We start from the raw sequence: 12,810 nt of genomic DNA, 5'->3' as shown, positions 1-12,810 counted from the left end.
ATCTAAATTTAAAATTCCAATTCGATTTGCCTTGGGCTAAAAAAACCCGCCATTTCTGACGGGTTTTACTTTCAGGAAATTCTCAAAGCAGTCTTTTGTCTCCGGTCTTCTACGTTCCTACTCTCTTAATCCTTCAAGAAATCTCTTAAAACATAATTAAGAATTCCACCATGTTGGTAATAGGCAATTTCCACTTCTGAATCCAACCTGGATTTCACAGTAAATTCCTTTTTATTCCCATTCTTATCGACGGCTTTTACTTCAAAACTTTGCCCTGGTTTTAATCCATATTCTATTCCTTCAATATTAAAGGATTCAAAACCAGTCAAACCAAGGCTTTCAGAACTTTCGCCTGTATTAAACTGAAGAGGCAAAACTCCCATTCCGACCAGATTACTTCTGTGGATCCTCTCGTAACTTTCGGCTACCACAGCTTTGATACCAAGCAGGTTCGTGCCTTTTGCCGCCCAATCCCTGGAGGATCCCGAACCATATTCTTTTCCTGCCAAAACAATCAAAGGAGTTCCTGATTCCTGATACTTTTGGGAAGCTTCGAAAACAGACATTTCCTTGTCTTCAGGAATATATTTGGTAAATCCACCCTCCTGAACTGAAAGCTGGTTCTTGATTCTCACGTTAGCGAACGTTCCTCTTACCATCACTTCATCATTCCCTCTTCTTGAACCATAGGAATTGAAATCAGGTCGTTGCACCCCTCTTCCTACCAAATATTTTCCAGCTGGTGAATCCTGCTTAAATGAACCTGCCGGTGAAATATGATCGGTAGTTATTGAATCCCCAAGTTTGAGCAAAACCCTTGCATCTTTAATATCCTTAGGTCTTTCTAAGTTCATTGAAATATTTTTAAAGAAAGGAGCTTCTTTGATATAAGTACTCTTTTCATCCCAAGGATAAATTGAACCTTCTCCAGACTTTAAATTTTTCCAGATTTCATTTCCTTCGAAAATCTCCCCATAATTTTTTGCGTAGTCATCTGGACTCAAAACCTTCCTGGAAATCTCATCGATTTCAGCGGTAGTAGGCCAGATATCTTTTAGATAGACGGCCTCCTGATTTGGGTCATAACCGATAGGCTCATTGTAAAGATCCATATCAACCCTACCTGCCAAAGCATAAACCACCACAAGCATAGGCGACATCAAATAATTCATTTTTACCTGAGGGTGAACTCTTGCTTCAAAGTTTCTATTTCCTGATAGCACTGATGCCACAACTAAATCATTTTCTTCCACTGCTTTCGCAATATGATTTGGCAACGGCCCAGAATTTCCGATACAGGAAGTACATCCATACCCAACGGTGTGGAATTTCAGTGCTTCAAGTTCATCAAGTAAACCAGCTTTATTTAGATAATCAGTGACTACTTTGGATCCGGGAGCTAAAGATGTCTTAACCCAAGGTTTCACATCCAATCCTTTTTCAATGGCTTTTTTGGCAACTAATCCAGCTCCTAGCATCACTGCAGGATTGGATGTATTTGTACAGGATGTAATGGCAGCAATTACTATGGAACCGTCATAAATTGTAAATTTTTCATAGTTTAAATCAATAGTCACTGATTTCAAACCATTTTTCACCTCGGTTTTGAAGGCAACACTTGGTGGGGATTTTTTTGCATGTTTTGGGGCTTGAGCTCCCCCTTCAGCAAGCATCCTAGCTTCCTCCCTATTTTCAATAGGAATGTATTTACGCCCGTGAACGGAATCTAATAATTCCTCAAATTTTGGTTTAAAGTTTCTTACCAAGATTTTATCCTGAGGCCTTTTTGGACCTGAAACAGTAGCTTCTACTGTGCCTAAATCCAATTCAACAACCGATGAATAAACAATTAAATCCTCATCCTGCCTCCATAATAAATTAGCCTTACAGTAATCTTCTACCAACTTAATCTGGTCTTTACTTCGGTTGGTTTTAGTCATGTAATCTAGTGTCCGATCATCTATTGGAAAATATGAAACTGTACAACCAAACTCTGGGGACATATTAGAGATCGTAGCTCTATCCGGAACAGTCAAGTGATCTAAGCCCGGACCAAATACTTCTACAAATTTACCGACAACTCCATGATTCCTCAGAAGTTCGGTAATAGTTAAAACCATATCTGTCGCAGTAGTACCGGCTGGAAGTTTTCCTGTTAATTTCAATCCTACTACCTCAGGCATGATGAAAAATATTGGCTGACCAAGTAAGGCTGCCTCTGCCTCAATACCTCCAACTCCCCATCCTACTACGCCAATTCCATTGACCATAGGTGTATGAGAATCTGTTCCTACCAATGTATCAGGAAAGACTTTCCCATCTCTCAAAATTACTCCCTGTGCTAAGTATTCAAGGTTTACCTGATGACAAATCCCCATACCAGGTGGAACAACTGAAAAATTATCAAAGGATTTTTGAGCCCATTTTAAAAATTGATACCGTTCTGAATTTCGCTCATATTCAACTTCTACATTTTTTTGATAACTATAATTTGTCCCAAAATAATCTACTTGAACCGAGTGATCAATTACAAGATCTACTGGAATCAAAGGGTTGATCAGCTCAGGATTTTTACCTTTTCGCTTTGCTTCAGAGCGTAAAGATGCGATATCAACTACTGCAGGAACTCCCGTGAAATCCTGCATTAATACTCGGGCTGGTTTGAATGGAATGTCAAGATCTGAAGCCTCAGGCTTCCAGTTTAAAAGTGTGTTTAAATGATCTTTTGTAATAGAAAAATCATCAAAATTCCGAAGTGCATTCTCTAACAAAATCCGAATTGAAAATGGTAATTTCTTGATGGAATGTCCAGCTTGTTGAAGCTTGTCCAAACTCCAATATTCAAAGTTTCCAGATTCAGTTTTTAAAGTTGACTTAATATGAAATGTATCTTGATTCATAATAAAAATGATTTTGTTTAAATGAAAAGCCTACCAATATTTAACCAAAATATTAATTAGAGAATTCCTAAAACATCGTTCTATTTACGAATTGAATAAGAATTAGCTCATTTTTTATGGTTTCTTGGATATATTACTTCTTTTTAAATTCCAAAGTACATGCCTATTTATATTTTGCGGTTTTTTAGTGCCTTTTTAATAATTGCAACTCTAATTCCTTTTATCAAGTGGGATTACTGGTGGATCAGGGTTTTTGATTACCCTCAGCTACAAAAACTGGTTTTAATACTTATATGCGCAATCTTCTGGATAACCATAGACTTTGGTCAAAATCCAAATGAAAAATGGATTTGGCTAGGAATTCTAAGTATTTCCTCACTGCACCTATTTTTGAAAGTAAAAACATTTACTAGCCTAGGTAAAAAAATGATTGACTCTGTTCCTTATGAAAAAGAAAATGGAATTCATGTGTTAGTTGGGAATGTACTTCAGTTTAATAAATCCTATAACAAAGCAGTTTCATTGATCAACAGAATCAATCCTGATCTAGTTTTCTTGGTAGAGACGGATAAAAATTGGGTGGATAGAATAAATTCAATTCATGAAAGTTATCCAAACAGAATTCTAATTCCGAAAGATAACACCTATGGAATGGCTTTATATTGTAGACTAGATATCATCAATCACCATATAGATTATTTAATCGATGATGAAATTCCCTCAATAGAATTAGAAGTAAAACTCAGAAATGGGAAGATAGTGACTATCTACGCTATTCATCCTACTCCTCCTGTTCCTTCAGAAAATGCAAAAAGCACCGAACGTGATGCGGAGATATTGATAGTAGGAAAAAAAGTAAAAAACAATTTAAATCCTTCTATGGTCATAGGTGATTTGAATGATGTTGCCTGGAGTTATACGACGGAGTTGTTTCTCAAAATATCAGAAATGGCTGATCCTAGAAGAGGAAGAGGGTTATTCAATACTTTCCATGCAAAAGTTCCTCTAATGAGGTGGCCTTTAGATCATATTTTCTTGAGTAAACATTTCGGCTTAAGTGAACTTGAAGTCATGCCAGGAATTGGTTCTGATCACTTACCCATCAGTATAAAAGCATCTCTGAGACCAGAAAAAACTACGGAGCAGTTAAATTTAAAAAGAGGAGACAAAAAAGAAGCTGAAGAAAAAATAGAAAATGGAAAAAAGGAAAATCCATAAAAAAAGGTCCAAAAGGACCTTTGATTAATTATTTTTTGCAGCTTCTTCAGCCTTCGCTTTCCTCTTAAACCCTTTTTTAAATGGCCAAGTATATTCCAAAGCTTCCAAACCACGATTTAAATTATAAGTTGCAGAATCCGTATTGACCATAGTCTGTTTTAGATTTTTAGCAAATTCCTCATCATTCAACAGTACTCCTATTGAGTTATCCTTTGAATTAAACTTTTCAGTGAGAGTTGTCAGTTCCTCAGTCATCTTCTCAGAGTTTTCTGCTGCCGCTTTCAAACTTCCCATTGTTTCTCTCATTTCTGTGGCCATGGTAGTATCGGTAACCAAGTCATTGAAAAGATTACCTTCTTGGTTCAATTTAGCAGTAAATGAATTTAAATCAGTTAGCATTCTATTGCTATTAACTGAGGCTCTGTTCAAGTTGGAAATAATTGATTTGAAACTTTCTGCTAAGGTAGAATCAGTTAAAACCGAACCTACTATTCCTTCTCCTGCCGCTAATTTGCTTGTAAGTATTTTCAAATCATTGGTGATTTCAACCAAGTTTTCATTATTTACCTGGAGAGTTTCCATCATTTGATCCGTATCTAATGGCATGACAGACTCTAACCTGTCTCCATCAACAACGGGAGGAGCCATCGTCGTTCCTCCGTATATGACAATGATTTTATTACCTATTAAACCATCAGAACTGATGGTAGCCTTAGAGTCTTTTCGAATAAATTCAACAACCTCTTCTTCAACATTCATTTCTATTTCCACTTGGGAATCTCCATAGAAGTTGATTTTTCTCACGGTCCCAATTTTGACCCCAGAGAACCATACATTATTCCCTGACTGCAATCCACCGATATCATCAAAGACAGCTCTTAAATGGATTGCTTTTACAAATTTCTTTTGCTGGCCACCTAAGGTCAAAATACCGGCTACTAATATAGCAATCCCGATAAATACAAAAATGCCTACTAAGACGTTGCGTTTATTTTCACCTTTCATGTATCGATAAAATTATAATCGTAAAATGATTTAACTCGCCCATCTTTCGCATGGGCAAAAACTTCATCAAAGCTACCTATTGCTTTGAATTGTCCATCTAATAATACAGCCTGACGATCTCCAGTGACTTTTGCACAGGTAAGATCGTGGGTAATCACAATGGACGAGGTATTGTATTGTTCTCTTACCTGAACAATCAAATTATTGATATCCATGCAAGTAATCGGATCTAGACCTGCTGTAGGCTCGTCATACAACATGATTTCGGGATTCAAAATCAAAGTTCGCGCAACTCCAATTCTCTTTTTCTGACCACCAGATAATTCTGATGGCATTTGATTAATCGATTGAGGAAGGCCTACACTATCAAGCAATTCCTCTATTTTCTTGGTGATTTCTCCTCTAGTAAGATTTTTTACATTCCTCACCAAAGGGAACTCCATATTCTCTCTTACAGTCATACTATCATAAAGAGCGGAGTTTTGAAATGAAAAGCCTATTTTAAGTCTAAACGCATTCAAGGCCCTAGTATTTAAAGTAGATACTTCCTCACCAAGTACACGCATAGATCCCTCATCTTGCTTTAGCAAGCCTACCATAATCTTAATTAAGACGGATTTTCCAGAACCGGATTTGCCAAGTACTACTAGATTTTCACCTTTATGCAAATCCAAATCAACTCCCTTTAGGACGTCCAAATCTCCAAAAGACTTTTTTAAACCCTGTATTTCTACTACTTTTTCTTCCATGGTCTACATCATTCGGATTGCATTCACAATTTGAAGAACCAAAAGCTCTTCAATAAATATCAAAAACATGGCCATTACTACTGCAGAATTTGCAGCTCGCCCCACTCCTTCTGTTCCTTTTGAAGAATTATATCCCTTATAACATCCCACAATTCCGATAGTAAAACCAAACAGTAGCGATTTTAAAACTGAGGAAGTAATATCTAAAAAACTTATCGATTCAAATACCTGAACAAAAAATGTAGTCATACTAACCATTTCATTAGCATTAACACTCAAAAATGATCCCATCAATGCAACAAAGTCAGTATACATTACTAAAATGGGTATCATAAAAGTTGTAGCCAATACTCGGGTTACGACAAGAAATTTAAATGGATTGGTAGCTGAAACTTCCATCGCATCAATCTGCTCCGTTACTTTCATAGAACCTATTTCAGCACCAATACTGGAACCCATTTTCCCAGCGGCAATCAAAGCGGTAACTAATGGCCCCATGGCTCTAACCACGGCTATAGAAATCAAAGAAGGCAACCATGAGGTCGCACCAAATTCTGAAAGAGAAGGTCTCGACTGGTTTGTAAATACTATACCTACGATAAATCCTGTAAGAGAAATAAGTGGCAAAGACTCTACACCAATACGATAACATTGATGCACAACTTCTTTCAGTTCATAAGGAGGTAAAAACACTTCCTTGAAGAACCGGCTCACAAAACTCCAGGCACTTGCTAGACCTGAAAAAAAATTATCAATTTTCTTAGAAAGCAAGGGCTTTCTGTCTGCTTCTTCAGCCATAGGTTAATTTAAACGCTTGAAATTAAGTAAAAATCTCCAAAGGCTTTTGGCTATTGCTGCCAAATTGGATATTAATACTTGTAAAAGGTTAAATCATTCAATTTAACTACCCAACAAACCTAATTCGTTTTTTTAAAAGGTCTAACAGAAATTAGTATGAATGTGCTAAATATTCTTCATTTTATCAGTGATCAATTATTCTGAAATTAAGAATAACTCTAGGCAAAAAAATTCAAATTCCTTGCCAAAAATAATTCTTGATCTTTTCAAAGATCTAAATGAATTTATGGATAATTTATCATCCAATAAAGACATTTATTTTAGTATGAATTTCTATTTCAGAAATTCAAAAATTGAAAAATCTCTGAAAGATGATCATTTGAAATTGGCTTCTCAAAAAGCCGAATTGCTTGCGGAAAAATTTTTATTTTTTCAATTTCTTCAGGCCCTATGTTTCCAGTTAAAACTACTACTGGAGAATCAGAAATTTCGCCCAATTTTTCTAATAAATCCCATCCAGAAATTTCAGGAAAATTCAAATCCATAAAGATCAAATCAGAGGGATTCTCACTTAACCATTCTAATGCAAGTAGGGGATTTTCAAACGGAAAAAATTCTGCAGAAGGTTGGATAAATTGAATTCTTTTTTTGATCAAAAAGTGTTGAATCTTATCATCATCAATTGAAATAATTCGCTTATTCATTGATTGGGTCATTTACTTAATTTGGTAAAAGTTACTAAATAACTTCATTTCAAATATCTATAAATCTAAGCCAATTCCAATTCATTGAGATAACAAATCAAATTCAAAATTTTTCTTATCTGGATTTTCCCCATAAGGATTGAATATCAATTATCAAATTAAAAAATCAAGAGATTCTATATTTTTAGTCTAATCTAATTTTTTTAGCCTAACCAAATTATGGCAAATCTAAAACAGTCATAAAAATATATAAATCAGATATTTAATAAAATTCACATAAAGTTATTAATAGTCCTCAATAAATAGGTTTTACATAAAAGTCTAGCAGATATTGTTCCAAATTTAATTTCTCTTTTAAGTACTAATTCGATGGAGATTGGGATCACCTTCTTTGTCTTAAAGGTTCTTCTCATTAATTCGTCATACTCTTGATATCCCAATTTAAAGCGATACAAAAGAAAGGAACAAGGGATCCGAGTCAATTTTCACAGTACCCTCCCCTATTTAAAAAACGAGTTAGATTTCTTTAGTGGATGAAAAGGTTAGCTACCTATGAATGCTTAAACATGAAATAATGTAGAGTTTTAAAGATAACTCTTTAGCTTCCAAAACTCTCTTAATTCGATTTTCGAAATGAGTTCAAAATAAACTTAAAACAATCATTCAAGAGGTTAAAATCTTGTACATAAAAAGACGAAAAAAAGAGGCTTGAATTAACCGGTGGAAGTAAAGGTTTTCAGCAACAAAAAACGTCACTTTAGAAATATGATTCGGGGTTTTATTGTTGGTTTTAAGACTTAGCTTTTTCCTTAAGTCCATCTACAAAATATAATTTCCAATGGGAATAAAATGTTTGAAAGAAGACTCCCCGATTGCAAATTAAAATATATGATTTAGTCAATCTCAAAAAAAATTTTCTATTCCCGAAAGGAGAAAATCAATCCCGTTTTTGGGGTTTCAATAGCTACTGTTTTGGAACCTTTATTTCACCTTCTAGATAGCAACTTCTAAGCTAAACACTTAATTATTTTCTACATGGTCATATGGTGTATGTTAATTTCCAATTCAAAAAAATTTCTAAAGCTCTGATTGCTTTATAAATTTGCAATTGAACTTTTTTAACACGAAACTTATATAAAGACTCTAGAGATCAAATAGGGTGTCAATTCCAAAAAGCAAAACCTTATCCTTGATTTATAAACTTCTTATCTCCTATGAAAAATCTTATTTTACTCTTTTCACTGATTTTGATTTCTATACAATTTTCATTTGCCCAAACAGAATATGATCCAAAATTGGCTGAGGAACTCGGAGCTGATCAGTATGGCATGAAAAAATATGTAATTGCATTCCTATATCGAGGCGATAAAGTTGCGGATTACTCAGAAGCAGAGAGATCAAAGCTCCAAGAAAGTCACCTAGCCAATATCAATCGAATGGCTGAAGAAGGAAAACTGGTTATGGCAGGTCCTTTTTTCGGAAATGAAGAGCTCAGAGGGCTTTACTTTTTTGCTGTAGAAAGTATTGATGAAGCAAAATCATTAACTGAAACCGACCCGTCTATTCAGGCTGGTGTTTTAAAAATGGAATTGAAAGAATGGTATGGTTCAGCTGCTTTGATGATGATGAATGAGCTGCATTCGAAAGTGGCAAAGGAAATTATTTAAAACATTATTGTTTTATGAGATTGATAAAACATTGAAATTCTGCTTTTTTAGCTCCAAACTAAAACCCAAAGAAAAAACATCTAAGTGACTAGGTTTTAACTTTTAAAAAGTTTCTGGTAAGTATTAAAAATCCAACTTTAAATTTAGTTTTTTTATTTTATGGATATCCTTAATTGCAACAGAAAAAACCCAAATTGACTTAATATATGGTAAACACTGGTATTAAAGCCGCTTCGGTCTCCCGGATAACTATCGGGACGTCATCGGTCTTCCAACCTGAGAAGCAAAGAAAATATGGTAACTGGCATCATTGCGCATAATCATATTTTATTTTTTAATTGTTGCGAATCAAAATTCAGTTTCGTCTCTAGCATGTACGTTTTTATTTTTACTAAAAAATCAGTAGCATGAAATCTATCTATACTTTCAAGGCTTTTCTTTTCTTCTTGTCAATTTGGGTTTTATCGTCCTGCCATGACGATATCACTACAACTTACACCTATCGGACAATGATGCCCATCTACCTGGAAATGAGTGATGTAAGGGCAAGGGTTTTTACTACTGAGCCTGCCAAACCATTGGACAATCCTGGTAAAATCTACATTTACGAAAATTATCTTTTTATCAATGAACCAACCAAAGGAATTCATATCCTTGACAATTCAAATCCCTCCAATCCCATTAACTTAAGCTTCATTCCGATTGAAGGAAATGTCGATATGGCAGTTAATGGCAGCATATTATATGCTGATAATTATGTGGATCTTTTGGCATTTGATATTAGTAAAATTGGAGATATCAAGTTGATTAAAAGGGTAGAAGACGTATTTACTCATATGTATAGCCACGATACAGGTGAGATTATTACTTTTCAAGACACCGTAATTTCTACTGAAAATCCTACTTGGCAAAGGGAAAGTGGTTGGTTGATGGATGCAAGAATGAGTTTTTCGGCCAACTTTTCAGCAGCGGCCCAAAGTTATGGAACTGGTGGATCCATGGCGAGATTCACGCTCTCCAATCAACATCTTTACGCCGTTGATGAGTCTACCTTACGTGTTTTTGATGTTGAAACTCCCGCTGATCCCACTTTTGTAAAACCAATCGATCTAGGATGGGGAATAGAAACCATTTTCCCTTTTCAAGATAAGTTATTTATAGGATCCAATAACGGAATGCATATTTATGATGCAAGCACTCCTAGCTCCCCCACTCGAATGGCCTTGTATGAGCATATACAAGCTTGCGACCCAGTTGTGGTTAATGAAGATTATGCCTTTGTAACCCTTAGAAATGGAACGTCCTGCTGGAATGGTGTGAATGAGCTTCAAGTAATTGACATTGAAGACCCCTATCAACCTAAGCTTAAAAAAGCTTATTCCATGCTCAATCCACATGGCTTGGGCTTAGCCGGAGATTTCTTATATATAGCAGAGGGAGTACACGGATTAAAAAGTTTTAACGTAAGTGATGTAATGTCAATTGATCAAAACCAATTAGAATTTTTGACCAACCTAAAATCGGTGGATTTGATCCCTGGCCCCAATTCTTTGATTGTAATTGGTCCTGATGGGGTTTGCCAATTTGATTATAGCAACCCTTCTAAATTAAAAAAACTCAGCTGTATAAAAGTAAGCAATCCAGTTAATGTTTATTGAGACAAATGTTTTGAAAACTAAACTTCTATTCTTTTGTTTTTTAATTTTCTCAGCTCAAAGTCTGGCTCAGGAAAAGCTATATTTTAATCAAACCGAACTTGGTTTTTTGTATGGCAAGGGTTTAGAGCAATGGGATGGAAACCGTGAAAAAAGAATGGATGTCAGTTTTTTGACTTTCCATGGTGCACGCATATCCAAAAATCATGTAGTCGGGTTTTCTACAGGTTTTGATCAATATGATGAAATATCTGTTATTCCTTTTGCTTTGGGTTGGCGGGGATTTATGGGAAAATCAGGAAAACCAAAAATATTTGCGGGGTTTGATTTGGGAGGAGGTTCTGCAGTATTGGAGAAAAAGGTTAAAGATGAATGGAACAAAAGCTGGTATGAGGGAGGTTTTTTAGTAAGTCCTTCGCTTGGAATAAGCCTTCCAGCCAAAAAAGGAAAATCTGCACTTTCCTTCAGTTTCGCATACAAACGTCAACAAATTTCACAATTCTGGGGAACCTTTATTCAACCAGGCTCACAAACAATTCCAAATGAGCTTCTTCCTCCAGGATTTAGTTCTTTGACAGAAAATAACTTATTGTTTCGAAGTTTTGTATTCCGTACTGGAATTATGTTTTAAAAACTACCTTCCACAAATCTCCCTGTAAGGACAATATTCGCATTTCTTCACATCCTCAGTTTGGTCAAAAGGGATTTCAGGATTATATATATCCTCCAAAAGTGCCTTCAATCCTGTCTTGTATTCCTCTTCAAATTGCCGGTAATCATTTACCACAGCTCCTTCTTTTCTAGGTAATTTGAACTGCAAGTATGGATTGAAATCATCGCCAAACATTTCCCGAAGATTGAAAATCGCGGGTTTAAGAGGCAAAGTGTTCTGTGGATTAGTTTCCTGATAGATCAAACCATAGAACATAGTCTGCATCACTGCTTTATTCCTTGTCTTATGCTCTCGATCAAAAAGGGAATTAACATCAGGAAAAGTCTTATTATCCTGGCCAGATTTATAATCAATAAGTCTCACAGAGCCATTGTGCTCATCCACTCGGTCAATTATCCCCTTTAGAGATACCGTTTGTTCGCCTTCAGAAGTTTCGATTGATAATCCTGCGGTATATCTCTTCTCTTTTTCAAGAGAAATCAACTTGAATGGAGTCGAAGCCTCATCGATTTTCAAAATCTGGTGTAAATACTTTTGAAGCACATCTCGTGCTATTGCCATTTGTCCATTAAGCTTTGTGTCAGCTTCTCCCTCCAAATGATAAAACTGACGAATGGCTTTTTCAATTGCCGGAAATACCCAAGCCTTACTCAACTCTTCAAAATCAGACTTTTCAAGCAAGTTTCTTTTTTTTCGCTTCGCAAAATCCTGATACAAAATCTCCATGCTCAAGTGAGCAAGATTCCCAAAAACAGCCGCATCAATCTCCTCACTTACTTCCTGCTTTTCCTGAATATTAGCTAGGTATTGAAGATAGAATTTCAGCCTACAATCCAAGAAGACACTTAGAGCTGAAGGTGAAAAAGAAGTCTTTGATTGACCATTCTCATCTATCAAATACTTATCCAGCAAACCCAAAACTTCCCCGTCTTTTTGGATGGTAATCGCTTCTGAAGATTTCTGATCAATTGGTATAAATACAACTTCCTCCTCCATTTCTCTTCCAAGCTCCACCCCCATTTGTTGAATGTAGCGACTCTTTTCTCCAGCTTTTCCCTGATCTGAAGCAGTAGTGTAAATCATATGAACTTCCTCCGCACTATGCAAAAGTCTATAGAAAGTATAGGCATAAATAGAGTCATTCTGCTCCTGTACCGGCAAGCCAAAGGCTTTTCGAATATTAAAAGGAATCATAGAATTCAGTCCAGCGGAAGGCGGAAAACTATCTTCATTCATATTACAAATGATCACGCGCTTGAAGTCAAGATTTCTGGATTCCAACACACCCATAATTTGTAATCCTTGAAGTGGCTCCCCTTCAAATGGCAACTTTACCTCTCTGAAAACCTGACGAAAAAGTCTAATGAAGAACTCCCGATTGATCCTAAGAATTTCTTGCCCAGCAAAAATCTCTCGCAATCGCGTCAGCTGCTTAAAGCAT

Annotated in this window: 10 protein-coding genes; 4 read left to right on the top strand and 6 right to left on the bottom strand. The window is 35.8% G+C overall.

Annotated features, from left to right (window positions below; all coding sequences use genetic code 11):
- Window positions 1-125: 125 nt before the first annotated feature.
- Window positions 126-2,900, bottom strand: a complete 2,775-nt coding sequence (acnA, locus tag Q0L68_RS09640; RefSeq protein ID WP_296702222.1) for an aconitate hydratase AcnA — start codon at window positions 2,898-2,900, stop codon at window positions 126-128.
- Window positions 2,901-3,059: 159 nt separating this feature from the next.
- Between acnA and Q0L68_RS09635 the strand changes: the two genes are divergently transcribed.
- Window positions 3,060-4,118 carry an endonuclease/exonuclease/phosphatase family protein gene (locus Q0L68_RS09635; protein ID WP_296702219.1) on the top strand — a complete coding sequence of 353 codons (1,059 nt, stop codon included), beginning with the start codon at window positions 3,060-3,062 and terminating at the stop codon, window positions 4,116-4,118.
- A gap of 24 nt (window positions 4,119-4,142) precedes the next feature.
- Here the strand turns inward: Q0L68_RS09635 and Q0L68_RS09630 are convergent, their stop codons facing one another.
- The 4 genes from Q0L68_RS09630 to Q0L68_RS09615 all read right to left on the bottom strand — a co-directional run bounded on the left by Q0L68_RS09630 (window position 4,143) and on the right by Q0L68_RS09615 (window position 7,374).
- Window positions 4,143-5,123, bottom strand: coding sequence for an MlaD family protein (locus Q0L68_RS09630; RefSeq protein ID WP_296702216.1), 981 nt, complete (start codon window positions 5,121-5,123; stop codon window positions 4,143-4,145).
- Window positions 5,120-5,872, bottom strand: a complete 753-nt coding sequence (locus Q0L68_RS09625; protein WP_296702214.1) for an ATP-binding cassette domain-containing protein — start codon at window positions 5,870-5,872, stop codon at window positions 5,120-5,122. Before Q0L68_RS09625 ends, Q0L68_RS09630 begins: the two co-directional genes overlap by 4 nt.
- Before the next feature lie 3 nt (window positions 5,873-5,875).
- The gene (locus Q0L68_RS09620; RefSeq protein WP_296702212.1) at window positions 5,876-6,670 is read right to left on the bottom strand and encodes an ABC transporter permease; all 795 of its coding nucleotides are present in this window, start codon (window positions 6,668-6,670) and stop codon (window positions 5,876-5,878) included.
- A 338-nt stretch (window positions 6,671-7,008) separates the two neighbouring features.
- Window positions 7,009-7,374 carry a response regulator gene (locus tag Q0L68_RS09615; RefSeq protein WP_296702210.1) on the bottom strand — a complete coding sequence of 122 codons (366 nt, stop codon included), beginning with the start codon at window positions 7,372-7,374 and terminating at the stop codon, window positions 7,009-7,011.
- 1,214 nt (window positions 7,375-8,588) lie between these two features.
- Here Q0L68_RS09615 and Q0L68_RS09610 point away from each other — a divergent pair.
- From Q0L68_RS09610 to Q0L68_RS09600, 3 genes are all read left to right on the top strand, one after another.
- Complete coding sequence (locus Q0L68_RS09610) at window positions 8,589-9,041, top strand: YciI family protein (RefSeq protein WP_296702208.1); 453 nt, start codon at window positions 8,589-8,591, stop codon at window positions 9,039-9,041.
- 407 nt (window positions 9,042-9,448) lie between these two features.
- A complete protein-coding gene (locus Q0L68_RS09605; RefSeq protein WP_296702206.1) occupies window positions 9,449-10,699 on the top strand; it encodes a hypothetical protein in 1,251 nt (416 codons plus the stop codon).
- Window positions 10,700-10,709: 10 nt separating this feature from the next.
- Window positions 10,710-11,327: a hypothetical protein gene (locus Q0L68_RS09600; protein WP_296702203.1), complete on the top strand. Its 618-nt coding sequence runs from the start codon at window positions 10,710-10,712 to the stop codon at window positions 11,325-11,327.
- 3 nt (window positions 11,328-11,330) lie between these two features.
- On the opposite strand, the gene Q0L68_RS09595 is transcribed toward Q0L68_RS09600, so the two are convergent.
- The coding region (locus Q0L68_RS09595; protein WP_296702200.1) for a PD-(D/E)XK nuclease family protein at window positions 11,331-12,810 on the bottom strand (1,480 nt) is incomplete at its 5' end.

The organism is Algoriphagus sp. (genome assembly GCF_024642405.1).
In the GTDB taxonomy this organism is placed as follows: Bacteria; Bacteroidota; Bacteroidia; order Cytophagales; family Cyclobacteriaceae; genus Algoriphagus.
This window is presented reverse-complemented; position numbering and strand designations above follow the sequence as displayed.